We start from the raw sequence: 25,662 nt of genomic DNA on the forward strand, positions 1-25,662 counted from the left end.
CGCTCCGGCCGGGCGGCGTCGGACCGAGGTGGGGCCGCGCGGGTCGCCAGCCTGTGCCGCTGCTCGGAGGATGGATGGCGCGCCGGAACACCATCCCGATCGGCGCCCTCGTGCTCGGCGTGGCCGGTCTGATCCCGTTCCTGGGTTTTTCGGCCCTTGCCGTCTCGGGCAGCGACGGCGGCCTGAGCAGCCTTGGCTTGGCGCCGCGCACCATTCTCTCGGCCTATGGGGCGGTGATCGCCTCGTTCCTCGGCGGCATCCGCTGGGGCGCCGCGGCGGCGCGCAACGCCGGCAATGCCGATTACCTCGTGGCGATCGTCCCCTCCCTCGTGGCCTGGGCCGCTATGGCGGCGCCGGCACCGTGGGACCTGCGCATCCTCGGTGTCCTCGTGCTCGCCTGGGGCCTGATCGACCAGGATCTGCCCCGCCGCGGCCTCGCGCCGCTGTGGCTCGGGCGGCTGCGGCTGGTGTTGTCGGGGGTCGCTGGGGCTGCGCTGCTGGTGGCCGCCTGAGGCGAGGGCGCGCCGGTCGCGTCAGTCGAAACCTTTCGGATTCGCACTGGCCCGGCTTGATTGTCCGTCGGTCCGATAAGGGGGCTTCACGGCCCGTCTGCTCTCGCGCGTTGAACTGCGAAAGCAGACGTTTGGCGCTTGGCCGGACTTGGCCGACAGGGATTTGTCGACGCGCGGCAGCCACGCCTGCTTGAGCCACCGGCCGATGCCCACCGCAGTACACAGCGATGGATTTGCTGGGCGACTCTCATTTGCACGAAGTCGCCGGCCCTGGCACATCAGGCGGGGGTGCGGGCCGTGGGGTGCCGGTCGTGCCGGCCGCGGATGCAGCGGTCCCGGTGATCCCCGGTGGGGAACGGTGCGATCCGCGGAAAGACCGACGAATCCGCCCATCCCGGTTCATTCATTCAGGTATTTCCTGAGCGTGGAGGCAATCGCGTCGAGGGCCTCGTGCGTGGCGGACAGCGCGCCGGCCATCTCGATGAAGCCGTGGATCATGCCGGGGAAGTTCATTCTCGACACGGCGACGTTCGCAGCCTCAAGGCGGTCGGCGTAGAGGCGGCCTTCGTCGTGGAGCATGTCGCAGTCGGCGGTGATCACGAACGCCGGTGCGACGCCTTCGAGCGTCCGAGCCGCCAGTGGGGAGACCCGCCAATCCTGCGCTAAGGCCTCGTTCGGCAGGAAATGCCTCATGAAATAATCCATCACCGGGCGGGTCAACGGCGGCACCTGGGCATTGGCAGTCCGTGACGGGTAGGACCAGGATTCGGGGCGGACATCCGTGCTGGGGTAGAGGAGAATCTGGCAGCGTAACGGGATCTGGGCGTCCCGGGCGGCTTGCGCGACGACGGCGGACAGGCTCCCGCCCGCGCTGTCGCCGCCCACGGCCAGCCGATCCGGATCGAGCCCGAGGTCGCGAGCATGGCCGCGGATCCAAGACAGGGCCGCGATGGCGTCGTCGGCCGCGGCAGGAGCAGGATGCTCGGGGGCCAAACGATAATCGACCGATACGACGGCGCCGCCAGCCCGGTCAGCGATCTGCCGGCAGACGCGGTCATGAGTCTCGATGCTGCCGATGACCCAGCCGCCACCATGGAAGTAGATCAGGGCGGGCGAATCGGTCTCCGGCTCCCCCTTCCGGCGGTAGAGCCGGAGCGGAATCGGCCCGAGCGGCCCTTGCGCGGTGCGATCGCTGACGACGATGTTGGGAAGGATGGGGCCGCCGATCGTGTCGGCTTGAACCATGTACAGTCGACGAGCGTCCGGTACGCTCAACTGCTCGAACGCCGGCATGCGACTGTCGCGCATCCGCACCAGCAGTTTCTCGACCTCGGGATCGAACGTCATCGCGTCAGTTCCTTCCGGTTCTTCGTCTGATGGATTGTAGTCTCGCCCCTCACCAAAGCCCGCAGGCTACCGCGGTGACCCGATCGAGCTTGCGTACCTCAGGTGGCGGGAAGGCCGATCGAGACAAGCATATCCGGGCGTTCGGATCGAACGCGCAGCGCGGCGTCGTGAGGACATGGACCGCATTTGAGTCGACCGGCTCGCCCCCGCCAGCCCTGAAACGAAACGGCGGGCGCCCTACAGGACGCCCGCCGCATCGTCGATCGAGACGTGAGCGCCTCACGCACCCATGGCGGTCTTCAGGTTCTGATCGACCTTGTCGAGGAAGCCCGTGGTCGAGAGCCACTTCTGCTCCGGCCCGACGAGCAGCGCCAGATCCTTGGTCATGAACCCGGCCTCGACCGTATCGACGCAGACCTTCTCCAGGGTGGCGGAGAACTTCGCCAGATCCTCGTTGCCGTCCAGCTTGGCGCGGTGCGACAGGCCGCGGGTCCAGGCGAAGATCGAGGCGATCGAGTTGGTCGAGGTCTCGCGGCCCTTCTGGTGCTCGCGGTAGTGGCGGGTGACGGTGCCGTGGGCGGCCTCGGCCTCCACGGTCTGGCCGTCCGGCGTCATCAGCACGGAGGTCATCAGGCCGAGCGAGCCGAAGCCCTGCGCGGCGGTGTCGGACTGCACGTCGCCGTCGTAGTTCTTGCAGGCCCAGACGTAGCCGCCCGACCACTTCAGGCACGAGGCCACCATGTCGTCGATCAGGCGGTGCTCGTAGGTGATGCCGAGCGCCTTGAACTTCGCCTCGAACTCGTCCTCGTAGACCTTCTGGAACAGGTCCTTGAACCGGCCGTCATAGGCCTTCAGGATGGTGTTCTTGGTCGAGAGATAGACCGGGTACTTGCGCGCCAGCCCGTAGTTCATCGAGGCGCGGGCGAAGTCGATGATCGACTGGTCGAGGTTGTACATCGACATGGCGACGCCGGCCTCGGGGAACTTGAACACCTCCTTCTCGATGACCGTGCCGTCATCGCCCTCGAACTTGATGGTGAGCCGGCCCTTGCCGGGCACCTTGAAGTCCGTGGCGCGGTACTGGTCGCCGTAGGCGTGGCGGCCGATCACGAAGGGCTGGGTCCAGCCGGGCACGAGCCGAGGGACATTCTTGCAGATGATCGGCTCGCGGAAGATCACGCCGCCGAGGATGTTGCGGATCGTGCCGTTCGGCGACCGCCACATCTCCTTCAGGTTGAACTCCTTCACGCGGGCCTCGTCCGGCGTGATGGTGGCGCACTTCACGCCGACGCCGTGGCGCTTGATCGCCTCGGCGGCATCGACCGTCACCTTGTCGTTGGTGGCATCGCGGTGCTCGACGCCGAGGTCGTAATATTCGAGATCGACGTCGAGATAGGGATGGATCAGCTTATTCTTGATCTCGGCCCAGATGATCCGGGTCATCTCGTCGCCGTCGAGCTCGACGACGGGGTTCGCTACCTTGATCTTCGCCATGAACCGATGCCTTCCGCGTTGTCCCCGCGCACGGCATGCAAGGGCCGTGCGGTCGAGGCTGGCTCTTAACGCGCACTGTCCGGAGGGAAAAGGCGAAGTGGTCGACACCGTCGCCGGATGCTGACAAAGAGCGTCGTCCTTCGATTGACGGCCGGTCCGTCGTGCGGGACTGTTCCGGGGCCCCGGCGAGGAATCGATGCTGGAACGCCTGCGCCTTCACGACTTCAAGAGCTTTTCCGACGCCACTCTCGCGATCGGCGGCCTGACGGTCGTCATCGGTGTGAACGCCAGCGGGAAGAGCAATATCCGCGACGCTTTCCGTTTCCTCCACGGCGTTGGGCGCGGCTACGCTCTGGCCGAGATCATCGGTGGCCGGTATGGCGAAGGCGGTTACCGCGAATGGGCGCCGCTGCGGGGTGCCGCGACCGAGATTGTCCGCTTCGGCCAGCCGCGTTTTGCGATTGGTCTCGATATCCGAACCGCGACCTTCGGTCGGCTCTCGTACGAGATCACGGTCTCCCGCGAGCCCGATCGGGGCCGATTCCTGCTCGATCGGGAATGTCTCCAAACCCTGGATACGGCCTGGAAGTCACCCATCTTCGAGACCATCGGCCAGCCTGAGGATTCCGATGACCTAGAAATCCGGTTGCGCGCTGGCGAGGGATCACGCGGCCTCGGGCGGCGCATGGCCTTGCGCCGCGACCACCCTGCCCTGACCCAGCTGGCGCACAAGAAGGGTGTGGCGGCGGAACTACGCGCCATGGTCAGCGCCGTCGTAACGGCCTTGTCGGAAATCCGATTCCTCGATCTGGCCGCCGACGCCATGCGCAAGCCGGCCTTCCCGGGGCAGACCATCATGGGCGAGAGCGGCGAGAACCTCGCCACGGTGCTTCAGGCCATCGCCGCCGACCCTGATCGTAAGCGCACGCTGCTCGCCTGGATCGCCGAACTGACGCCTCTGGACGTTTCCGATTTTGCCTTCGAACTCGATACGCTTGGCCAGGTCGTCCTGTTTCTGGTCGATGCCGGCGGCTCACGGGTCTCGGCCTTCAGCGCGTCCGACGGGACGCTGCGTTTCCTCGCCATGGCGGTCGCGCTCCTCGCGGAGCGCGAAGGCGGCCTTTTCTTCTTCGAGGAGATCGACAACGGCCTGCATCCCGCGCGGATGCGCGTCCTGATCGACCTCATCGAGCGGCGGGTTGCGCAGTCGCCGATTCAGGTCGTCACGACGACGCATTCCCCCGATCTCCTGACGATCGTCGGGGACGCGACCTTCGAGAACACCTCCGTGGTCTACCGCCCCCCCGCCGGCCACAGCTCGACCATCCGGCGTATCGTAGACCTGCCGAACATCGCCGCGCTGCGTTCGCAACAGGGGCTGGGCCGCCTGCACGCATCCGGCTGGTTCGAGGACGCCTTGTATTTCGAGGATTCGGCCGAGGCCGCCGAATGAGGTTTCTGGTCGTCCCCGAGGACAGCCGCAACGATGCCTTCCTGCTCGAACCGGTCTTGCGAGCGCTCCTCGCGGATCTGGGCTTTGCCCGTCCCAAGCTGATGGCCTGCCGCGATCCGCTCATGGGCGGCATCGATCAAGCCTTGAATATCGCACGGTTGGAAGCCGTCGTGGCGCGCTATGCCGGGATGGTCGATACCTTCATCCTCTGTGTCGATCGGGATTCCGATCCGAACCGACGCCGGAGACTGGACGCGATCGAAGCCCATTTCGCATCCCGGACCCGCCTCATCGCGGTCGAGGCTTGGCAGGAGGTGGAAACCTGGGCGTTGGCGGGCTGCGATCTCCCAGCTGGCTGGCGATGGCAGGACGTGCGCAATGCTCGGGACGTGAAGGAGGACTTCTTTGCTCCCTTCGCCTCCATAAGAGGTCTCGCATCTGAGCCGGGCGGCGGGCGCCGGACGCTCGGCAACGAGGCTGCCCGGCGCATCGACCGGATCCGCCAGCTTTGCCCCGAGGATTTCGGCGGTCTGGCCGATCGTCTTTCTACACTTAGGACTCTCCGGTGAGCTTCAAGACGGAACCGGGCGAGCATCCCATGCCGCAGCGTCAGACGCGTGAGTTGGAGATTTCTCCCGGCCTCGCCCCCACGGTGATCCTCGTGGAGCCGCAGCTCGCCGAGAATATCGGCATGACCGCCCGCGCCATGGCGAATTTCGGCCTGTCGGAATTGCGCCTCGTCAATCCGAAGAACGGCTGGCCCAAGAAGGGCGTGCGCGAGGCCGCCTCCGGCGCGACGCATGTCCTCGACCGCGCGACGCTCTTCGGCAGCGTCGCCGAGGCCATCGCCGATTGCCACTACGTGCTGGCCACCACGGCGCGCGAGCGCGGGCAGATGAAGCGGGTGTTTTCGCCCGATGACGCGATGGCCGAGCTGGTCGCCCGGGAGGGGCAGCGGACCGCGGTGATGTTCGGGCGGGAGCGGGTCGGGCTCACCAACGACGAGGTGTCGCTCGCCGATGCGATCGTGACCTTCCCGGTCTCGCCGGATTTCCCCTCGCTCAACCTCGCCCAGGCGGTGCTGCTCGTGGGCTATGCGTGGCGTCAGGCGAGCGGCCGGGCGCGGCTGCCCTTCTCCGGGGAACTCCTGTCGCCGCCGGCCACCCGGGAAGCGTTGGTCGCGCTCTTCGGGAGCCTGGAAGCCGCCCTCGACGCGGCCGGCTTCTATCCGCCGGAGAAGCGCGACATCATCGCCCGCAACATGCGCGACATGCTCCACCGCATGAGCCTGACCGAGCAGGATGTCCGCACCTTCCGCGGCGCGCTGCGGGCGCTGACCCGCAAGGGCGTCTGACTACTGAGGCGTTGGTTCCATCTCAGGCGGCTTGCCGCCGCCGAAGCAGCGTCCGACCGCCTCCCAGAACGCGGCCTGCTCTTCGGGGGTGCAGGCGGCCATGCGCGCCTCGACCTTGGCGCGGCCGGCGACCGCGTCGGGTGTCGCGGCGACGTCCGCCTCGCTCGGGTTCCCCGCTTCGGCCATCGGCAATCCTCCGTTTCAGAACGAAAGCCCAGCTCGGCCGTGCGGTTCCGTTCCAGGGCGCAATCGGGCATGGAGGGTGGAACGGGAGAGGGCGGAGTATCGGGTGCGGCTCAGCGTGGACAATCTGGCCTGCCGCCGCTCCGGCCGCCGCATCTTCGCCAACCTGTCCTTCGCCCTCGGGCCCGGCGACGCCCTGGCGGTGACCGGACGCAACGGCGCCGGCAAGTCGAGCCTGCTCGCGATCCTGTCCGGCCGGCTGCGACCGGATGCCGGTCGGATCGACGTCGCCGATGTCGGTGAGGCGAGCCTGCCGGAATGCCTGCACGCGGTGGGTCACCGGGACGGGCTGAAGAGTTCCTTGACGGCTGGCGAGAACCTGCTGTTCGCCCAGCGTCTCCTCGGTGCGCCGCGCCTCTCACCCCACGACGCGCTGGAGCGCCTCGGCCTCGGCCACGCCCACGATTTGCCGGTGGCCTATCTCTCGGCCGGCCAGCGGCGGCGGGTCGCGCTCGCGCGGCTCCTCGTCTGCGCCCGGCCGCTCTGGCTGCTCGACGAGCCCACCGCGGCCCTCGATACGGCGTCGCAGGCCGTGCTCGCCGAGTTGATGGCGGACCACCGGGACGGCGGCGGCCTCGTGATCGCGGCGACGCACCAGGCGCTCGGCCTCGCGGACGCCGCCGAGCTGCGCATCGAGGCTGCCGCCGCTGCCCCGGTGGAGGATGTGCAGGAGGAATGGGCGTGATCCGCGCAGTCCTCGCCCTGATCGCCCGCGACCTGCGCCTGTCCGGTCGTGTCGGCGGGTCCGGCGCCCTGTCGCTGGTGTTCTTCCTGATGATCGTTGCCCTGGTGCCGTTCGCCCTCGGGCCCGACCTGAACCTGCTCTCACGGATCGGCCCGGCGATCCTCTGGCTCGCCGCGGTGCTGGCGACGCTGATCGGCCTCGACCGCCTGTTCCAAGCCGACGAGGAGGACGGCTCCCTCGACCTGATGACCGCCGCCCCGGTGCCGCTCGAACTGGTGGTGCTCGGCAAGGTGACGGCGCACTGGCTCACCACCGGCCTGCCCCTCGCCCTGGCCGCGCCGCTCTTCGGCCTGCTGGTCGCCCTCGACGGCACCGCCATGGGCGCCACGGCCCTGACGCTGCTCGCCGGGACGCCGGCGCTCAGCTTCATCGGCGCGGTGGGGGCGGCGCTGACGGCCTCGATCCGCCGGGGCGGGCTGATCCTGGCCGTGCTGGTTCTGCCGCTGATGATCCCGACGCTGATCTTCGGCGTCTCGGCCGCCCAGGCGGCGAGCGGGGGGACGGTGCCGTTCCTCGTGCCCCTGGCTGTGCTGGCCGCGCTGACGCTGATCGCCGCCGTCGTCGGGACGCTGGCGGCGGCGGCGGCTTTGCGCTGGCCGGAGTGAGGCTTGACGATCGAACGTCGCGTCCTGCCGAAGGCCGCAATAGGGCATTGCCGAGTCTAATCCATGGGATTCTCGGCCAGTATCTTTAGCAGATAGTCGTATTCTCCATCGATGTCTTCCGTCCCCCGGAAGGTCGATACCTCGACGTGGTTGTCGTCGAAGCATTCGATCTCGAGGCGCAACCCGAAGAGCGTTGCGTCGACCCTGATCGTATCCGGCCGATCCCGCGCGAGCCGGAAGGAAATTTTGGCTTCCTCCAGAGTTTTCAGCACGTCGAAGATCGTATGACTTCCCACGCGTATTCCTCCTCGGCGAGTTGACGGCTGGCACGTGGGCGACACAGGAATCATAGCGAACGCTTAGATTGCCGTTACTTTCCGACCACTCTATTGTGGTTGTCTCGCCAACCTTCCACTTGTGGCCACCCTGCAAGTCATCGAGATAAAGTCCGCCTCGATGCCAATCATCGTTGGTCGGGTACGCAGGCGGCCGCGATCGGCGGTTTAGCTTTCTGAAATGGGAACGCGGTCGGCTGCCAGTGGCGGCCGAGTTTGAAACGATCTGCTTCAGTGCGCTCGTTCTCCCAGAGAAGCTTCGCCAAAGCCATCTGATCGCCGGCCTGCAGGGCTTCCCCCACGGCAACGCAGCTCTGGAGGTAACCAGAGATCAGCCCATCACGGGTCATTTTTTGTTTTTCGTACCGCTCCTTGAAGCTCGGGGTAATCAGATCCCAGTGTTTTTTGGCGATTGCGAATTCACCTAGTGCAGCGTTTGTAAAGGCCATCCAAATGTGATCTTTGTGAAATAAATATCCTCTCATTTCTTGTGATAAAATAAATGTTACAGTTTTTTCGATCGAGTCTAACGATTGAAGGAGTGGAAGGACCTCAATTTCGATCTGATTGACGAAATCACCGAAGATTGTCGGGTCGTCCCAATCCCAAACTCCCCCTTTGCCAGCTGGTTTGAACTGACGCGACCGACCGATCATGCCGATCGATCGACCATAACCTCCAAAATCGAATTTATCCCCTCGGATATATAATTCGGTGAGCCTCCATTCGAGCGTAAAATAGCCACGACTGGGGCGATTATAGACTCGGATCTGCCTCGCAATATGTCCAACATTTTGAACGCAGAGAAATTTACCGCCTGTGAAAGAAACATCATAATTTCGATCTATCAATGGCTCAGAAAGAGCTCGAATTTGTTGTGTTGATGCACGCGTCATTTTGGCCATTTCCTGGGCCTTAATTGTATCATGATAAATCGGACCACTTCGGGAAGTTTACGCTTCGCCGCTTTAATGGAATCGACGGCCTGTTTAGGGGTCCATCCCCTGCTTCCGGTTTTTGGATCGTAAATACATGCAGTGTCGATCCGTGGTCGTTCAAATACGTCAGATCTTTTGCTGCCTAGCAGAATCATCTTTCCGTTATTGTCAAATCGGCCAAAATTAATTCTGCAACGAAATTTGAATCATGCATCTCATTGATGATGCGCGCGATCTCAACATGGATCTTCGTACCCAGCTGGGTCGCATTTGCATACCCACCTTGCGCCGTCACGCGTGCAGTTACCTCGTCCACAATGGCCTGCACTTCCCCGTTTCTCGGACAGGCGTCATCCAATTGCGCTTGGCTAAGCCGGCCGATCCACATCGGCATACTCATCTGTGGATCGTCCCCGAATTTATATTCTTGCGCGGTAAGGCCCAAGACAGTGCCGTATCCATCCTCGCGAGCGGAAAGATACGTGAGAGGCTGCAACCCAAGCTCGAAGGTTGCGATGACGGGGGCGGCGATCAGCGGTAGGGCTGGGGCGAAGGCCTGTTGAACGATCGGGTCGGCGACGAGACCGGTCGGCGTGAAGGTGGTCCGAGACAGGATTTCGCCTGTCTTGCCATCCCGAATCGTCTGCGTTCCCCGGATGTCTCGAAGGCCCGGCTCTCGCCGTCCGGCGCTGTGACGGTATGTTGTTCGTCGAAGGGCTTTCGCCCCGCGTGTATTCGGATCGACAGGACGCGTGTCCCATCCTCCAGCGTTGTGGCTTCCGTGAGCGGGGGCGGATCTTGAGGGGAGGGGTCGCCGGGCCGATCCTCGTGGAGTGAGGTCCACTGGCCGCCGCTGGGGCCCTGCACCCACTCGCCGCCGTTTGGCTGTCCCGCGGGAGCGCGCGGCTGCGTCTCCCAGCCTTTGGCATGGAGTTGCCGCTGCAGGCGGATCAGCTTGGTCTCCAGGGCGAGGCCGGCAAGAACGTTGCGCAGCACGATCGCCTCGCCGTGCGCTTGAGACTCGTCACGCATCGTCGCCTCGCCCCGCCGTCCCGCCCTCTGGCGATCCGTTAGGAACAAAACAAGAAAATAGGAAAAATGTCAAGATGTAAGACCCGTGGCCCGTTCCGGCGCCTGCGGGCTGTTCCGCGTTGACGCAGCGCGCACCCCTCACTATAGAGACCGCTTCGCCGAGAGGCCGTGCTTTCGCGCGCGCTGCGTCTCGGCCATCGCCAGACAACCTGACGCGACGACCGATCTCCGGCCAGCCCGGCCCGTCGGCATCGCCCGACGAAGAGAACGAGGATTCCATGGCCAACACCGCTTCGGCCAAGAAGATGACCCGCAAGATCGCCAAGCGCACGGCGATCAACCGCTCGCGCCGCTCGCGCATGCGCACCTTCGTCCGCAAGGTCGAGGAGGCCATCGCCACCGGCAACCAGCAGGACGCGCTCGCCGCCCTCCGCGCCGCCGAGCCCGAGATGATGCGCGCCGCCCAGCACGGCATCGTTCACAAGAACAACGCCTCGCGGAAGGTCTCGCGCCTCGCCGCTCGGGTTAAGGCGCTCGCCGCCTAAAACCACCCGCAGCCTTCAGACGGTTCGAAGCCCGGCTCCATGAGTCGGGCTTTTTTCATGCCCGCTTTCTCGCCCCTGTCCCGGCACCCTGGCCGACTCCCGGGCCGGCCGCTCGGGAAGCATTAACCCTGTTCAAGAATCGGCGACATTGCAGAGTCTCGGCGCGCCGTGTAGCTTAACAAAAACTGACACCGATCAAGCAAAACGCGGTGAGTTCGAGATTCTGCCGAATCATTCCGATTCGCCAAGACTCTAGCGGGATCGCTCGGCGTCGCCAGAAAGACTTTCGGATGGGAATCGGCGCCATCCCCACAAGTCCCACTGTTAAAGGAACCGTAGGTAATTGTTGATAGGCTCTCCCAATCGGCAAAAGTTCCTCGCAATGGGCTTGACTCCGTTCGGGGGACCCTGTCCCGCCCGTTCTGGCGGGACTCTGAAGGCGTAAATCGTGCGTAGGCGCGGCCTGCGGGACTCCGGGGGCAGCGTCAGGAGAGCCAATGATGCGTGTCGACGGAACGGTGGCGAGCGACGACGAGGGCGGCCGCAACGGCGGTGGCACCATGGATTACGGATCCGCCTGGGCGCGCGTGAAGCGCCGGCTCCGCGCCGAGCTCGGAGAGGACGTTTTCGCGAGCTGGTTCGCCCGCCTGGAACTGGAAGCGGTCTCGGGCGGCACGGCCCGTCTCACGGTGCCGACCCGCTTCCTCAAGAGCTGGATCGAGTCCCACTACCTCGACCGCGTGCTCAACACCTTCAAGGCGGAGGTCGAGGAGATTGCACGCATCGAGGTCGGCGTGCGCGGCTCCAGTGCCCCGGTCCGCACGGTCGCGACGGGCGCGCCCAAGGCCAGCCCGGCCAGCGGTCCGCTCGCCCGTCTGCACGCGGCGGGCACCCCGGCTCCGGTCGCCGCGGTCGCGCCGGAGCCCCGCTCCGCCACGGAGGCCGGCGGCGACCTCAGCGGCACGCCGCTCGATGCGCGGCTGACCTTCGCGAGCTTCGTGATCGGCCGCTCCAACGCCCTGGCGCACGCCGCCGCCGAGCGGGTCGCCGCCCACCAGGGGGAGGGCGCCCTCTACAACCCGCTCTATCTCCATGCCGGCGTCGGCCTCGGCAAGACGCACCTGCTGCACGGCATCGGCCACGCCGCCCGCGAGGCGGGGCGCCGGGTGATCTACCTGACGGCCGACCGGTTCATGTACGGCTTCGTCAACGCCCTCAAGACGCAGTCGGCGCTGGCCTACAAGGAGCGCCTGCGCGGCATCGATCTCCTGATCCTGGACGACGTCCAGTTCATTCAGGGCAAGTCGATCCAGGCCGAGTTCGGCCACACCATCAACGCGCTGATCGATGCCGGCCGGCAGGTCGTGGTCGCCTCGGACCGGCCGCCGACCGAGCTGGAGGCGCTGGACGAGCGGGTCCGCTCGCGCCTCGGCGGTGGCCTCGTGGTCGAGATCACCGCCCTCGACGAGGCGCTGCGGGTCTCGATCCTGTCGGCGCGGCTCGCCGCCGTGCGGGCCTCGCATCCGGGCTTCGACGTCTCGCCGCAGGTGGCGTCCTACGTCGCCCGGGCGATCACCGCCAACGGCCGCGATCTCGAGGGCGCGGTGAACCGCCTGCTGGCGCACGCCACGCTCACCGGCACCGCGGTGACGATGGAGACCGCCGAGGCCGCGATCCGCGATCTCGTGAAGAACCGCGAGCCGAAGCGCATCAAGATCGAGGACATCCAGAAGCTGGTGGCCTCGCGCTACAACGTCTCGCGCTCGGACATCCTGTCGGAGCGCCGCACCGCCGCGGTGGTCAAGCCACGCCAGATCGCCATGTACCTCTCGAAGGTGCTGACCCTGCGCTCGCTCCCTGAGATCGGCCGGCGATTCGGCGGGCGGGATCACACCACGGTGCTCCACGCCGTCCGCAAGATCGAGAAGCAGATCGGCGAAGACTCGGTGCTCGGTGATGAAGTCGAGCTGCTGAAGCGGATGCTGCAGGACTAGCTGCGTCGCAGGTCCCGGCCGGATCTGAACTGGCCGGGATCGTGATGCCCGGGGCCGCGGGCGCCCGGCCCGACCGCGCAGGCCCGGCGCGTTCTCTACGACGACCGCTGCCAAATCCATCACGCTGTCACGCGTCCTCCGCCGGCTCCCCGCGATTGGGGCTGGCCGGGGACGCGCGCGCCGTGGCACAGTAGCGCGAACCGAGACGGCCCTGTAAGGCCGCGTCGCCGCGAGGCGAGGACCGACACCCCGGGGAGTGCTGATGACCGACGCCTTCATCTACGATCACGTGCGCACGCCCCGCGGGCGCGGCAAGGCGGATGGCTCCCTGCACGAGGTGACGGCTCTGCGCCTCGCCGAGACGGCGCTTCGCGCCCTCAAGGACCGCAACGGCCTCGATACCGGCCTCGTGGACGACGTGGTGCTGGGCTGCGTCGATCCGGTGGGCGAGGCGGGCGGCGACATCGCCCGGGCGGCGGCTCTGGTCGCGGATTACGGTGCCCATGTGCCCGGCGTGCAGATCAACCGGTTCTGCGCCTCCGGCCTCGACGCGGTAAACTTCGCGGCCGCGCAGGTCATGAGCGGCCAGCACGAGATGGCGGTGGGCGGCGGCGTCGAATCGATGAGCCGCATCGGCATCGGCGCCTCGGGCGGCGCCTGGCCGGTCGATCCGGCGATCGCCATCAAGTCCTACTTCATGCCGCAGGGCGTCTCGGCCGACCTGATCGCCACCAAGTACGGCTTCACCCGGGACGCGTGCGATGCCTACGCGGTCCGCTCGCAGGAGCGCGCGGCGAAATCCTGGGGCGAGGGGCTGTTCAACGGCTCCGTGGTCCCGGTGCGCGACGTGAACGGCATCACCCTGCTCGACCGGGACGAGCACATGCGCCCCGGCACCGACATGCAGTCGCTCGCCGCGCTGAAGGCCTCCTTCGTGCAGATGGGCCAGATGGGCGGCTTCGACGCCGTGGCGACCGACGCGCATCCCGACGTCGAGGCGGTGAACCATGTCCACCATGCCGGCAATTCCTCCGGCATCGTGGACGGCGCGGCCGCCGTGCTGGTCGGCTCGAAGGCGGCCGGGGAAGCCGCGGGCCTGCGCCCGCGGGCGCGGATCCGGGCCTTCGCCAATATCGGCTCCGACCCGGCCCTGATGCTCACCGGTCCGGTGGATGTCACCCACAAGGTCCTGGCCAAGTCCGGGATGAGCCTGTCGGACATCGACCTGTTCGAGGTGAACGAGGCCTTCGCGGCGGTGGTCCTGCGCTTCTGCCAAGCCTTCGACCTCGACCCGGACGTGGTCAACGTCAATGGCGGCGCCATCGCGCTGGGCCATCCGCTCGGCGCGACGGGCGCAATGATCCTCGGCACGGCGCTCGACGAGCTGGAGCGGACCGGCAAGGAGCGCGCGCTGATCACGCTGTGCATCGGCGCCGGCATGGGCACGGCGACGATCATCGAGCGGGTCTGACCGCTGCGGCGTCCGGGAGCGGCGTGCCGCCGCTCCCCAAAGTCCGGGAACGCTGCTAGAGGCGCGGGCGACGTCCGGCCCGCATCCGGACCGGACGATAAGACCCTGGGAGACAAGCCCTTGAACCGCCTGATCGCGACGCTGTGCCTCGGCGTCACCTTGAGCCTGCCGCTCGCCGCCCATGCCGACGAGGCGGCCGACCGCGTCGCCGCCGCCACGACTCTCGTGAACAAGACCCTGATCAAGAACCTGCAGACCGGCTTCAACGTCGCGCTGGAGAAGACCGTCGCGCCGATGCCGGAGGCCCGCGCCGAGGCCGTGCGCAAGGAACTCACCGCCGAGTTCGAGAAGCAGCGCGGCATCATGGTCGAGGGGCTGTCGAAGGAATACGCCGAGAAGTTCAGCCTCGCCGAGCTGAAGCATCTCGACGAGATCTATTCGGACCCGACCTACCTCAAGTTCCAGACCATGAACGCCGATCCGAATTCCTCGGTGACGGCGATCTCGCAGAACTCGGTCACCAAGCTCCTGAACATGCTGGCGGTGGCCTCGGCGACCGACAATGCGCCCAAGCCCGGCACGCCGCCGGTGCCGCCGACCGCGGCGCCCGCCCCGGCGCAGAAGTAGGCGATGGTTGCCGCGCGCCCCCGGCTGGCCTCAGGCCGCGCGCGCGGCGGTCATGGGCGCGAAGCCGGCTACCGGGGGCAGCGCCTCCAGCATCGGCTTGGCGAAGTGGTAGCCCTGCATCAGGTCGATCCCGAGGGCGCGCAGGGCCTCGCGCTCCGCCGCGGTCTCGATCCCCTCGGCGAGGACCGTCACGCCGAGCGCCCGGGCGATGGCGACGACACCCGACACGATGGCGAGTCGCCCGGCATCGGTGTCGATGCCGCGGACCAGATCCATGTCGATCTTGATCAGATCGGGCCGGAAATTGGCCAGCAGGCTCAGGCCCGCGAAGCCCGCGCCGAAATCGTCGAGCGCCGTGAGGAAGCCCTGCTTGCGGTAGGCGGCGACGATGCCCTGCACATGCGCGATGTCGCGGAACCGCTCCTGCTCGGTGAACTCGAACATCAGCCGCTGATGGGCGAAATCGACGCGCCTTGCCGCCTCCAGGGAGGCACGGATGCAGGCGACCGGCTCGTAGACGGCGTTCGGCATGAAATTGATCGACAGCCGCGTGCCGCTGTCCCGCGGGAAGAGCCGGCCGGCGAGCTCGATCGCCCGGACGCGGGCAGCCTGATCGAACTGGTAGCGGTTCGCGTCCGTCACCCGGTCGAGGACCGTCGGGGCCGGCTCCCCGTTCGGGCCGCGCACCAGGGCCTCGTAGGCCCAGACCGAGCCCGCGCGGACGTCGACGATCGGCTGGAAAGCCATCGAGAACTCGAAGTCGAGGGCGGTACCCGCGCGACAGGCGCGGCACCCGGTTACCTTCGTCATGGCTGGCTTCCGTCGGTGCCCCCCGATCGACGGACTGTGCCCGACCGCGCTCTACACAACCTTAACGTGATCGCTTCGGTATCTTTCCGACGCTTCTCTGGGAGGACGGCACCATGACGTTGACCGATTTCCGGTTTGAGACCGATCCCGACGGCATCGCCGTGGCGACCTGGGACATGCCTGGCCGCTCGATGAACGTCATCACCGAAGCGGTGATGGACCAGTTCGAGCAGATCATCGAGCAGGTCGCCTCGGATGCCGCCATCAAGGGTTGCGTCATCGCCACGGGCAAGGACAACTTTTCCGCCGGCGCCGACCTCACCATGCTGCAGAGCCACGGCCTCGCCTACGAGACGTTGAAGGCCGAGCAGGGTGAGGAGGTGGCGATGCGCCACTTCTTCGAGGCCGCCCGGCGCCTGTCGCTGCTGTTCCGGCGACTGGAGACCTGCGGCAAGCCCTTCGCGGCGGCGATCCAGGGCCTGTGCCTCGGCGGGGCCTTCGAGTTGGCGCTGTCGTGCCATTACCGGGTCGCGTCGGACGATGCGAAGACGCGGGTCGGCCTGCCGGAGATCAAGGTCGGGCTGTTCCCGGGCGGCGGCGGCACGCAGCGCGTCGCCCGGCTGATGCAGACCGGCGACGCCCTCCAGATGCTGTTCAAGGGCGAGCAGATTCGCGCGCCCATGGCCAAGGGCATGGGCCTGATCCACGCGGTGGCGCCGCAGGCCGAGATCGTCGAGCGCGCCAAGGCCTGGATCCGCGAGGGCGGCTCGGCGGTGGCGCCCTGGGACGTGCCGAAGTTCAAGGCGCCGTCGGGCAAGGTCTACTCGCCCGCCGGCATGATGATCTGGCCGCCGGCCAACGCGATCTACCGGCGCGAGACGCATGACAATTACCCGGCCGCGAAGGCGATCCTGGCCTCCGTGTACGAGGGCCTGCAGCTACCGATGGACCTCGCCCTGCGGGTCGAGAGTCGGTACTTCGCGCATATCCTGCGCAGCAAGGAGGCGGCGGCGATGATTCGCACGCTGTTCATCTCCATGGGCGAGCTGAACAAGGGCGCGCGCCGGCCGAAGGACGTGCCGGCTACGAATCTGCGCAAGGTCGGCGTGGTCGGCGCCGGCTTCATGGGGGCAGGGGTGGCCTACGTCACCGCGCAGGCCGGGATCGCGGTGGTGCTGGTCGATCAGTCGGAGGAGGCCGCCGAGAAGGGCAAGGCCTACGCCCACACGCTGATCACCGGCCAGATCAACAAGGGCCGCGCCAAGACCGCCGACCGGGACGCGCTGCTCGGCCGCATCCAGGCGACCGCCGATTACGGCGCGCTGGCCGAGTGCGACCTCGTGATCGAGGCGGTGTTCGAGGATCCCAAGGTGAAGGCCGAGGTGATCCGGAAGGTCGAGGCGGTGATCCGCCCCGATGCGATCTTCGCCTCCAACACCTCGACCCTGCCGATCACCGGGCTCGCCATGAGTTCGCAGCGGCCGGACCAGTTCGTCGGCATCCACTTCTTCTCGCCGGTCGAGAAGATGATGCTGGTCGAGATCATCAAGGGCGAGGCGACCGGCGACGCGGCGCTCGCCACGGCGCTCGACTACGTGCGGCTGATCAAGAAGACCCCGATCGTCGTCAACGACGCCCGCGGCTTCTTCGCCAACCGCTGCGTCGGCGCCTACATCCTCGAAGGCCACAAGATGCTGGCCGAGGGCGTGCCGCCCGCCATGATCGAGAGCGCCGGCCGTCAGGCGGGCATGCCGGTCGGGCCGCTCTCCCTCAACGACGAGGTCGCCCTCGATCTGGTGCTCAGGATCGCCAAGGCCACCGAGGCGCAGGTGGGGCAGGGGGCCGTCGATCCGGCGCAGAAGGCGATCCTGTCCGAACTGGTGGAGAAGCAGGGCCGTCTCGGCCGGAAGAACCGCAAGGGCTTTTACGATTATCCCGAGGGTGCGCCGAAGCGTCTCTGGCCCGGCCTGGCGGATCTTCAGCCGAACCGGCTCGATCCCGAGTCCGTCGACTTCACCGAGCTGAAGCAGCGCCTCCTGGTGGTGCAGGCGCTGGAGGCCGCCCGCACGGTGGGCGAGGGCGTGGTGACGGACCCGCGCGAGGCGGATGTGGGCTCGATCCTCGGCTTCGGCTTCGCGCCGTTCACCGGCGGGGCCTTGTCCTACATCGACTTCATGGGCGCGGCGGCCTTCGTCGATCTCGCCCGGACGCTCGAGGCCAAGCACGGCCCACGGTTTGCCGTGCCCGAAATCCTCGCCGCCATGGCGGAGCGCGGCGGCACCTTCTACGGGGAGGCCCGGAAGCGCGCCGCCTGAGCTCAGCCTGCCGGACGCCCGATCGCGGCGTCCGGCAAACGGGCGAGCTCCTCCAGCAGGACCGCCCGGGCGCAGGCGCCGAAGGCCCGCATCAGCCGTCCGCGGGCATGATCGGGCGGGAACAGCAGAGCGAAATGCACCGGCAGGGCGGGGGCGAAGGGCCGGATCGCGATGGCCGAGACCTTCGCCTCCTCGTGGGCGGCCAGCGGATTCATCACGCTCACCCCGAGGCCGGCCGAGACCAGGGTGCAGATCGAGGCGCCGAGGCCCGCCTCGGCGGTGATGGTCAACGGAACGCCCGCCGCCGCGAAGACGGCCTCGGTCCGGCCGCGAAGAGCGCTGCCGAGCGAGGCCGCGACGAAGGGCACAGCGCGAAAATCCTCCGGGCCGAGCGTCGCGCGTGCCGCGAGCGGGTGGTCCTGCGGCAGCACCGCCACGCAGGCCCGCGTCTCGACATGGTCGAGCCTGGCTTCGGGGAGGTCGCCGTAGAGCATCGTCAGCGCGGCGTCGCAGAAGCCGGTGGCGATCCAATGGTTCACGGTCTCGTCGTCGCCGGAATGGATCGCGACGATCACGTCCGGATGCGCGGCGCGGAAGCGCACGACCGCCCGGGCCAGGAGGCCCCCGGCCAACCGCGGCATCGCGGCGACCCGGAGTCGCTCGGCGCCGAAGGCGCGGATGCGCGCGGCCGCCGCCTCCAGGCTGGTGAGGCCGACGAAGGCCCGCTCCACCTCGGCGTGGAAGCGCGTGCCGTCGAGGGAGGGCACGACCCGGCTGCCGCTGCGGTCGAACAGCGGCAGGCCCGTGATCGCCTCCAGCTGCGCGATCAGGCGGCTTACCTGCGGTTGCGAGGTGTGGAGGTGCCGGCTCGCTTCAGTCATCGAGCCCGTGGCCATGACAGCCCGGAAGGCCTCGATGTGCCGGAAGGTCATCCGCCGCACGGTCATATCAGATCCGTATGCTCGTGTCAGGAATCGGCATTGGACGCCGGCGCGCGGCCGCTCCTAGGATCAGCCGGCAAAGCTTGGGATGCCGAGTCGGGCATAACCGGGGGATTCGGATCGTGTCGAGGACGCTTTCGCTCATCGTGGCCGCCTTGTGCTGGGCCGGGCTCGCCGCGCCGTCGGCCGCGGAGGGGCGCCTCGACAAGATCCGCGCGAACGGCCAGATCAGCCTCGGCTTCCCGGACGCATCGCCGCCCTTCGGCTTCCTCGACCAGAACGCCAAGCCGGTCGGCTATTCGCTGGAGATATGTGAGCACGTCGCGCAGAAGCTGAAAGATGTGCTGGGCCTGCCCAAGCTCGACATCCGCCACGTGCCGGTGATGTCGGCGACGCGGATCCCGCTGATCAACAACGGCACGATCGATCTCGAATGCGGCACCGCCAGCAACCTGCCGGAGCGGCACAAGCTGATCGCCTTCGCGCCGACCACCTTCGTGGCGCAGGTCGTGCTGACGGCCAAGAAGGATACGCCGGTCGACGTGGACGACATCGCCTCGTTCCGCGGCAAGGCCATCTCGGCCCAGGCGGGCGGCGAGACCCAGCGCGTCGCCACGCGGATCAATGTCCGCGACAAGCTCGATATCCAGGTGATGCCCGCCAAGGACACCGCCGAGGTCTTCCTGCTGTTGGAGACCGGCCGCGCCGCGGGGACGATCAACGACGACGCCCTGGCGCACGCCACGGTGGCGGGGGCCAAGCGGCCGGGCGATTACAAGATCGGCACCAAGGGGCTCGAATTCGCGCCCTACGGCATCCTGGAGCCGAAGGACGATCCGGCCTTCAAGGCGGCGGTCGACAAGGCCGTGGTCGAGCTGATCCAGGACGGGACCGTGGCGCGGCTCTACAGCCGCTACTTCGAACAGCCGATCCCGCCCAGGGGCATCAACCTCGAATTGCCGATGAGCGACGTGCTCAAGCGTGCCCTGGCCAACCCGACTGATTCCGGTGACGAGGCCGCCTACCGGTAAGGCGGTCGGCGGGTATTGAGATGCAGAGCGCTATGACTCAGGTCGCCGAAGCCCCCGCCGTCGTGGATCTGCGCAGCGACACGGTCACGCGGCCGACCGAGGCGATGTACGCGCGGATGCGCTCCGCGCCGCTCGGCGACGACGGGCTCGACGCCGATCCGACCGCGCGGGCGCTGGAGGACACGGCGGCCGCCATGCTCGGCAAGGCCGCGGGCCTGTTCGTGCCGAGCTGCACGATGGGCAACCTCCTGGCGGTCCTGGCCCAGGTCCAGCGCAGCGAGCAGGTGCTGCTCGAAGCGCAGGCCCACATGCTCAACACCGAGCGCGGGGCCGCCACCCTCACGGGCGCCTTCCTGCTCGGGATCCAGGGCGCGGACGGCGCCATGGACCTCGACCGGCTGGAGGCGGCGCTGCACCCCTCCGCCAGCCCGCTGCGGACCGCCCTGATCGCGCTGGAGACCTCGCACAATGCCGCCGGGGGCACGGTGCTGCCGGTCGATCACATGGCGGCGGTGGCCGGCATCGCCCGTGCGCGGGGCATCCCGGTCCATCTCGACGGCGCGCGCCTGTTCAACGCCGCGACGCATCTCGGCGTCCCGCCGGCCGAGCTCACCGCGCATGTCGACACGGTCTCGCTCTGTCTGTCGAAGGGCCTGAGCGCCCCGATGGGCGCGGTGCTGGCCGGCGACGCGGCGGTCATCGCGGCGGCCCGGCGCCTGCGCAAGATGATCGGCGGCACGCAGCGGCAGGTGGGCGTCGTGGCGGCGGCGGGGCTGGAGGCGGTCACCGCCATGGGCGCGCGGCTCGCCGAGGATCACGCCCGGGCCCGGCAGCTCAGCGACGGGCTGAACGCGCTCGCGCCGCGCCTCTCGGCGACCATCCCGCAGACCAACATCGTTCAGGTCGATCTGGCGCGGACCGGCCGCGACAGCGCCCGCTGGGTGGAGGATCTCGAGTCGGCGGGGGTGCGGACCCGACCGCTTGGCCCGACGCGGCTGCGCTTGGTTACACACCGGCACATCACGGCCGCCGCCATAGACCGCGCCGTCGCCGCCTTCCGGACCTGCCTCGACGCGGCCTGATCGATCTCAGGCCGCGCCGGCGACCCGCGCCTTGGCGCCGAGCATGCGGGCGAGGAGCAGCACGTCGGCGGCATTGTCGGAGAGCAGGTCGGTGATGTCGCCGACCTCCAGCGCCTTCACGTGGCGGCAGCGCACGCCGAAGCGGCCGGCCGTGCAGGTGCAGCGCAGCTGAGGGCCGCCGGGCCTCTCCTCGAGACTCACGTCGTACCGGTTGCCGGTGGAGCCCCGCATGGCGAAGCGCAGGGCCGCTGGTGTCTGGGGAAAGGCGGCCATCGCGCGCCCGCTGATCGCCCCGGGCGCGCGCCGGGGCACGGCGGGACCGCCGGCCGCCCGCGCGATCGGCAGGCCGAGCGCGGCGGCGAGGGCATGGACGTCGGCGGCCTCCCGCTCGCGCATGGCCGCCAGCGCGATCTCCGCGCAGGCATAGGCGTCCTCGCCGGCATCGTGATGCTCGAAGCGGATGCCCAGCCGCCGGGCGACCTTGCCGAGCCCGCAGCCCTCCGGCGCCGGAAACACCCGGCGCGCGATCTGGACGGTGCAGAGGTAGGAGAAATCCGGCACCGGCAGGCCGGCCCGCACCAGCCCGGCCCGCAGGACGCCGATATCGAAGCTCGCATTGTGCGCCAGGATGAGCCCACGCCGCAGATCCTCCAGATACGGCGCCATCGCGGTGGCGAAGTCCGGCGCATCGGCGACGTTCGCCGGCAGGATGCCGTGAACCCGGATGTTGCCGGGCGAGAAGCGCATCTCGGGCGGGCGGATCAGGTGGCTTTCGCGCCTGATCACGCGTCCATCCGCGATCCAGGCGAGACCGACCGCGCAGGCGCTGTCGCGCCGCTCGTTGGCCGTCTCGAAGTCGAGGGCCAGGACCGTCATCGGGGATCGACCTGCCGGCGGGAGTTCTCGGGGTGTTCCCCGAGAGGTCTAGGCCGCCCGGACTCGGGCTTCAACCCTGCCCCACCATGCCGAGCCAATCGTCTTCCGAGACGACGCGCACGCCGTGCTTCTGCGCATCCTTCAGCTTGGAGCCCGCGCCGGGGCCCGCCACCACCAGATCGGTCTTCGCCGAGACGGAGCCCGAGACCTTGGCGCCCAGGCGTTCGGCCACGGCCTTGGCCTCGTTGCGGGTCATCTTTTCCAGGGTGCCGGTGAACACCACGGTCTTGCCCGCGAAGGCCGAGGCAGACGCCGCCTGCTCCATCGGCTCGACCACGACCTCGTCGAGCAGGGCCGAGACCGCATCGGCATTGTGGGGCTCGGAGAAGAACAGAATCAGCGCGTCGGTCGCCACCGGCCCGATCTCGCCGTCATCGGCGAACAGGCGGTAGGCGTCCCCGGGGCGCTGCGCCGCAGCCTTGGCGATCGCCGCGCGCGCCGCATCGGCGTCGCCGTAATGCGCGATCAGGTTCTCGCGCTGGACCGCGCTGAGGCGCGCACGCTCCTGGCCCGGCGCCGCCGCGTCCTCCGGAAAGCCCAGATCGAGCAGCCGGTCGCGGGTCGTGCCGCCGACCCGGGGCACGGCCGTGAGCTCGACCCAGTCGGACCCCGGCTGCGCGGCGGCGGCCTCGCCGATCGCCGCGATCAGCGTCGGCATGTCGGCAAACCGCTTGGCCAGCGCCTTGGCGGTGGCCTCACCGATCTGCGGGATCCCGAGGGCGAAGAGCAGGCGGTTCATCGGAACCCGGCGCCGTGCCTCGACGCCGGCGAGCAGATTCTTGATCGCCTTGTCCTCGTCCTCGCCCTTCTTCTTGGCGCTCTTCTTCGGCGGTTCGGCCGCCCCGGATCCGGCGCGCCTTTCGGCCGACAGCGCCTCGCGCCGGGCCACGATGGCGGCCTTCAGCCTGTCGAAGTCGAGCCGGAACAGGTCGGCGGGCTGGCGCACGAGCCCCGCCTCGAACAGCACCTCGATATAGGTCTCGCCAAAACCCTCGATGTCGAAGCCGTTGCGCGACACGAAGTGCTTCAGCCGCTCCACCCCCTGCGCCGGGCAGATCAGCCCGCCGGTACAGCGCCGCACCGCGTCGGGGCGTCCGGTGCGCGGATTGACGGCGCGGACCGCGCGGCTGCCGCAGGCCGGGCAGGTCTCCGGGAAGGCGAAGGGCTGCGAATCCGCCGGCCGTTTGGTGAGATCGACATCCATCACCTTCGGGATGACGTCGCCCGCGCGGACCACCGTCACCGTATCGCCGACGCGGATGTCGCGGCCGTCGCGGATCGGCTCGCCGTCGGCGCCGACGCCCTTCACGTAGCCTTCGTTGTGCAGGGTCGCGTTCGACACGACCACGCCGCCGACCGTCACCGGCCGCAGCTTCGCCAGCGGGTTCAGCGAGCCGGTGCGGCCGACATTGATGACGATGTCCTCCACCACAGTCGTCGCCTCCTGGGCGGCGAATTTGTGGGCGAGCGCCCAGCGCGGCGAGCGCGAGACGAAGCCGAGCCGCTTCTGGAGCGCGAGGTCGTCGACCTTGTAGACGACGCCGTCGATGTCGTAGCCGAGCCCGGCCCGGTCGGCCTCGATCCGGCGGTAATGGGCGAGCATCGCCTCGGTATCGGTGAAGGTCTGGGTCAACGGATTCACCGGCAGCCCCCAGGCGGCGAAACGCTGCAGGGCGCCGGTCTGCGTCTCGGCGATCGGGCCTGAGAGTTCGCCCCAGGCATAGGCGAAGAACCGGAGCGGCCGGGAGGCGGTGATCGCCGGATCGAGCTGGCGCAGGCTGCCCGCGGCGGCGTTGCGCGGGTTGGCGAAGAGCGGCTTGCCGGCCGCCTCCTGGCGGGCGTTGATGGCGGCGAAATCGGCGTGCGACAGGTAGACCTCGCCGCGCACCTCGCAGATCTCCGGCCAGCCGGAGCCCGCGAGCGTCTCGGGGATGTCCTGCACGGTCCGCGCATTGGCGGTGACGTTCTCGCCGACCTCGCCGTCGCCGCGGGTGGCCGCGGTGTCGAGGCGCCCGTTCACGTAGCGCAGCGACAGGGACAGGCCGTCGATCTTCGGCTCGGCCGTGAAGGCGAGCGGTTCATCCTCCGCCCAGCCGAGGAAGCGGCGCACCCGGGCCACGAACTCGGCCACCTCCGCATCGTCGAAGGCGTTGCCGAGGGACAGCATCGGCACGGCGTGCCGCACCTTGGCGAATTTTTCCGCAGGCTTGGCGCCCACCGACGTGCTGGCCGCACCCGTGCCGGCGAGGTCCGGGAAGCGGGTCTCCAGATTCTCCAGGCGTCGGCGTAGGCGGTCGTATTCCGCGTCCGAAATCTCGGGCGCGTCCTCCTGGTAATAGAGCCGGTCGGCCTCCAGGATCGCCTCCGAGAGGCGCGCGTGCTCGGCGCGGGCCTCCTCGGCGGTCAGGTCGAGATCGGGCGTGTCGGTTTTCGCGGCGGCCATGGCGGGGTTCTAGCGCATCGGCGGCCCGCCGGGAGTGGCCCGCGGGCGGCGTCCCCGCTTTCCCTCACCGGCGGGGGCTGAGCAGATCGCCGCGGCCGGACAGCCGGAACGCCCCCAGGAAGAACGCGGCGACGCAGACGGCGACCGCCGCCAGCGGCAGGATCGGCGCCAGCCACCCGGCCAGGGCGGTGCCGGACACGGAGCCGAGATTCATCGCCGCCATGTAGACCTCGAACTGCGTCGCCGCACCCGCACGCCCCTGGCTGGCCTGGAGCAGGGCCGGCATCAGCGCGACGATCAGCAGGCCGGGCAGCATGTTGGTCAGCGCCAGGATGACCGGCCCGGCCGCGCCGACGAGCCCCGACGCGATCAGGACGGCGGCCATCAGGAAGGTGCCGGCGCTGGCGATCAGGAGGACACGCAGCGGTCGCACCGGCCCGGCCCGGTCGGACCAGAACCCGACCGCCAGCGCGCCGGCCGTGCCGCTCGCCAGCGCCAGACCGGCCTGGAGCCGGGACAAGTCGGCCGGATCCCACGCCTGACGCTGGAGCAGGTCCACCGAGAAGGGCAGTTCGAACAGGCCGAGCGCGCCATCGAGGCCGAAGCAGAGGGCGAGCAGCCGAAGCGCCCGCGGTCGGCGCAGGCTCGCGATCAGGCGGCGCAGGAAGCGACGGACGGGCATGCGCCGCGGCGCCGATCCGCGTCGCGCCAGGGTGAGGAGGGCATCCGAGGGCGCCTCGCGGACCAGCAGGATCGGGAGGCTCGCCAGCATGGCGGCCGCCAGGAGCCAGCGCGCGCTGACGGCGAAGCCGTAAGTCGTGAGCATCCACCCGAAGGCGGCTGCGCTGAGGCTGCTGCCGGCGACGAAGCCCGCCCGGGTGCAGCCGCTCACCCGGCCGAGTTCCGAGGGCGGCACATGGTCCATGATCATCCGGTCGCAGGCGGTGTCGAGGAGCGACGCGCACAGGCTGTGCCCCAGGAAGATCAGGCCGAGCCAGCCGACGTGATCCTCGGCGCCCCATAAGAGGAGCGCCAGGGCGGCGTGGCCGCCCAGAACCGCCGCGACCGCGAAGGCCCGGCGCCGTCCCATGTCGAAATCGCCCGCTCGATCGACGACCGGACCCCACAGGATCGGCTGGAGCGTCCAGGGCAGGCCCGCGAGGGCGAAGTGGACGCCGATCTCCGCCGCCGACACGCCCCGGGCGGTCAGATGATTGGCCAAAGCCGTGAGCGAGAACCCGGCGATCAGGCCCTGATAAAGGTAGGTGGCGCAGAACACCCCGTAGCGGGTGCGGCGGCCTGCGAGGCTCATGGGCGCGCGCAGGGATGGGCGCACGGGTAGCGCGGCCGGATCGCTCAAGCGCGCCGGACCTTGCCCGCCGCGTGCGTGGGCGCGATGCTCCTCATGC

24 protein-coding genes are annotated in these 25,662 nt (G+C 68.5%); 13 read left to right on the plus strand and 11 right to left on the minus strand.

Annotation, left to right across the window (positions count from 1 at the left end; genetic code table 11):
• Positions 1–74 precede the first annotated feature (74 nt).
• Entirely contained in the window at positions 75–512 is a 438-nt protein-coding gene (locus FVE89_RS06345) for a DUF3429 domain-containing protein (protein ID WP_160533195.1), read from the plus strand.
• Between the two features lie 399 nt (positions 513–911).
• On the opposite strand, the gene FVE89_RS06350 is transcribed toward FVE89_RS06345, so the two are convergent.
• Both FVE89_RS06350 and FVE89_RS06355 read right to left on the minus strand, forming a co-directional pair.
• The gene (locus FVE89_RS06350; RefSeq protein ID WP_160533196.1) at positions 912–1,859 is read right to left on the minus strand and encodes an alpha/beta hydrolase; all 948 of its coding nucleotides are present in this window, start codon (positions 1,857–1,859) and stop codon (positions 912–914) included.
• Between the two features lie 279 nt (positions 1,860–2,138).
• On the minus strand, positions 2,139–3,353 hold the full coding sequence (locus FVE89_RS06355) for an NADP-dependent isocitrate dehydrogenase (RefSeq protein ID WP_160533197.1): 1,215 nt from the start codon (positions 3,351–3,353) through the stop codon (positions 2,139–2,141).
• Between the two features lie 196 nt (positions 3,354–3,549).
• Between FVE89_RS06355 and FVE89_RS06360 the strand changes: the two genes are divergently transcribed.
• From FVE89_RS06360 to FVE89_RS06370, 3 genes are read left to right on the plus strand one after another with little or no spacing between them, the layout of a single operon-like run.
• The gene (locus FVE89_RS06360; protein ID WP_160533198.1) at positions 3,550–4,806 is read left to right on the plus strand and encodes an ATP-binding protein; all 1,257 of its coding nucleotides are present in this window, start codon (positions 3,550–3,552) and stop codon (positions 4,804–4,806) included.
• A complete protein-coding gene (locus FVE89_RS06365; protein ID WP_160533199.1) occupies positions 4,803–5,375 on the plus strand; it encodes a hypothetical protein in 573 nt (190 codons plus the stop codon). Before FVE89_RS06360 ends, FVE89_RS06365 begins: the two co-directional genes overlap by 4 nt.
• A gap of 29 nt (positions 5,376–5,404) precedes the next feature.
• Positions 5,405–6,160, plus strand: a complete 756-nt coding sequence (locus FVE89_RS06370; protein ID WP_160533367.1) for an RNA methyltransferase — start codon at positions 5,405–5,407, stop codon at positions 6,158–6,160.
• Here the strand turns inward: FVE89_RS06370 and FVE89_RS06375 are convergent, their stop codons facing one another.
• A complete protein-coding gene (locus FVE89_RS06375) occupies positions 6,161–6,346 on the minus strand; it encodes a hypothetical protein (RefSeq protein WP_160533200.1) in 186 nt (61 codons plus the stop codon).
• 103 nt (positions 6,347–6,449) lie between these two features.
• Between FVE89_RS06375 and ccmA the strand changes: the two genes are divergently transcribed.
• Positions 6,450–7,088 carry a heme ABC exporter ATP-binding protein CcmA gene (gene ccmA / locus FVE89_RS06380; RefSeq protein ID WP_160533201.1) on the plus strand — a complete coding sequence of 213 codons (639 nt, stop codon included), beginning with the start codon at positions 6,450–6,452 and terminating at the stop codon, positions 7,086–7,088.
• Positions 7,085–7,753 carry a heme exporter protein CcmB gene (ccmB, locus tag FVE89_RS06385; RefSeq protein ID WP_160533202.1) on the plus strand — a complete coding sequence of 223 codons (669 nt, stop codon included), beginning with the start codon at positions 7,085–7,087 and terminating at the stop codon, positions 7,751–7,753. The genes ccmA and ccmB overlap by 4 nt, the downstream gene beginning before the upstream one ends.
• A gap of 56 nt (positions 7,754–7,809) precedes the next feature.
• Here the strand turns inward: ccmB and FVE89_RS06390 are convergent, their stop codons facing one another.
• From FVE89_RS06390 to FVE89_RS06400, 3 genes are all read right to left on the minus strand, one after another.
• Complete coding sequence (locus tag FVE89_RS06390) at positions 7,810–8,049, minus strand: hypothetical protein (RefSeq protein WP_342389635.1); 240 nt, start codon at positions 8,047–8,049, stop codon at positions 7,810–7,812.
• Between the two features lie 167 nt (positions 8,050–8,216).
• Positions 8,217–8,984, minus strand: a complete 768-nt coding sequence (locus tag FVE89_RS06395) for a hypothetical protein (protein WP_160533203.1) — start codon at positions 8,982–8,984, stop codon at positions 8,217–8,219.
• Positions 8,985–9,177: 193 nt separating this feature from the next.
• Positions 9,178–9,426 (minus strand): hypothetical protein, encoded by a 249-nt coding sequence (locus tag FVE89_RS06400; RefSeq protein WP_160533204.1) that lies wholly within the window; start codon positions 9,424–9,426, stop codon positions 9,178–9,180.
• Positions 9,427–10,336: 910 nt separating this feature from the next.
• Between FVE89_RS06400 and rpsT the strand changes: the two genes are divergently transcribed.
• The 4 genes from rpsT to FVE89_RS06420 all read left to right on the plus strand — a co-directional run bounded on the left by rpsT (position 10,337) and on the right by FVE89_RS06420 (position 14,695).
• Positions 10,337–10,603, plus strand: coding sequence for a 30S ribosomal protein S20 (rpsT, locus tag FVE89_RS06405; protein ID WP_007561677.1), 267 nt, complete (start codon positions 10,337–10,339; stop codon positions 10,601–10,603).
• Between the two features lie 500 nt (positions 10,604–11,103).
• Positions 11,104–12,597, plus strand: coding sequence for a chromosomal replication initiator protein DnaA (gene dnaA / locus FVE89_RS06410; protein ID WP_160533205.1), 1,494 nt, complete (start codon positions 11,104–11,106; stop codon positions 12,595–12,597).
• A 262-nt stretch (positions 12,598–12,859) separates the two neighbouring features.
• Positions 12,860–14,068, plus strand: coding sequence for an acetyl-CoA C-acetyltransferase (locus FVE89_RS06415; RefSeq protein ID WP_160533206.1), 1,209 nt, complete (start codon positions 12,860–12,862; stop codon positions 14,066–14,068).
• A 120-nt stretch (positions 14,069–14,188) separates the two neighbouring features.
• Entirely contained in the window at positions 14,189–14,695 is a 507-nt protein-coding gene (locus FVE89_RS06420) for a hypothetical protein (protein WP_160533207.1), read from the plus strand.
• A 30-nt stretch (positions 14,696–14,725) separates the two neighbouring features.
• Here the strand turns inward: FVE89_RS06420 and FVE89_RS06425 are convergent, their stop codons facing one another.
• A complete protein-coding gene (locus tag FVE89_RS06425) occupies positions 14,726–15,505 on the minus strand; it encodes an EAL domain-containing protein (protein WP_160533208.1) in 780 nt (259 codons plus the stop codon).
• 113 nt (positions 15,506–15,618) lie between these two features.
• Between FVE89_RS06425 and FVE89_RS06430 the strand changes: the two genes are divergently transcribed.
• Positions 15,619–17,820: a 3-hydroxyacyl-CoA dehydrogenase NAD-binding domain-containing protein gene (locus FVE89_RS06430; RefSeq protein ID WP_160533209.1), complete on the plus strand. Its 2,202-nt coding sequence runs from the start codon at positions 15,619–15,621 to the stop codon at positions 17,818–17,820.
• A 2-nt stretch (positions 17,821–17,822) separates the two neighbouring features.
• Here FVE89_RS06430 and FVE89_RS06435 read toward each other — a convergent pair whose 3' ends face one another.
• Positions 17,823–18,767: a LysR substrate-binding domain-containing protein gene (locus FVE89_RS06435; RefSeq protein ID WP_160533210.1), complete on the minus strand. Its 945-nt coding sequence runs from the start codon at positions 18,765–18,767 to the stop codon at positions 17,823–17,825.
• A gap of 116 nt (positions 18,768–18,883) precedes the next feature.
• On the opposite strand from FVE89_RS06435, the gene FVE89_RS06440 reads away from it, so the two are divergent.
• Both FVE89_RS06440 and FVE89_RS06445 read left to right on the plus strand, forming a co-directional pair.
• A complete protein-coding gene (locus tag FVE89_RS06440; protein ID WP_160533211.1) occupies positions 18,884–19,792 on the plus strand; it encodes an amino acid ABC transporter substrate-binding protein in 909 nt (302 codons plus the stop codon).
• A gap of 32 nt (positions 19,793–19,824) precedes the next feature.
• Positions 19,825–20,874, plus strand: a complete 1,050-nt coding sequence (locus FVE89_RS06445) for a GntG family PLP-dependent aldolase (RefSeq protein ID WP_246730519.1) — start codon at positions 19,825–19,827, stop codon at positions 20,872–20,874.
• A gap of 6 nt (positions 20,875–20,880) precedes the next feature.
• On the opposite strand, the gene FVE89_RS06450 is transcribed toward FVE89_RS06445, so the two are convergent.
• From FVE89_RS06450 to FVE89_RS06460, 3 genes are all read right to left on the minus strand, one after another.
• Positions 20,881–21,750: a 3'-5' exonuclease gene (locus FVE89_RS06450; protein ID WP_160533213.1), complete on the minus strand. Its 870-nt coding sequence runs from the start codon at positions 21,748–21,750 to the stop codon at positions 20,881–20,883.
• Positions 21,751–21,820: 70 nt separating this feature from the next.
• Positions 21,821–24,253 carry an NAD-dependent DNA ligase LigA gene (gene ligA, locus FVE89_RS06455; protein ID WP_160533214.1) on the minus strand — a complete coding sequence of 811 codons (2,433 nt, stop codon included), beginning with the start codon at positions 24,251–24,253 and terminating at the stop codon, positions 21,821–21,823.
• A gap of 64 nt (positions 24,254–24,317) precedes the next feature.
• Positions 24,318–25,565 carry an MFS transporter gene (locus FVE89_RS06460; protein WP_160533215.1) on the minus strand — a complete coding sequence of 416 codons (1,248 nt, stop codon included), beginning with the start codon at positions 25,563–25,565 and terminating at the stop codon, positions 24,318–24,320.
• Positions 25,566–25,662: the final 97 nt, after the last annotated feature.

Origin of the sequence: Methylobacterium sp. 2A (assembly GCF_009806555.1) — a bacterium.
Classification (GTDB): domain Bacteria; phylum Pseudomonadota; class Alphaproteobacteria; order Rhizobiales; family Beijerinckiaceae; genus Methylobacterium.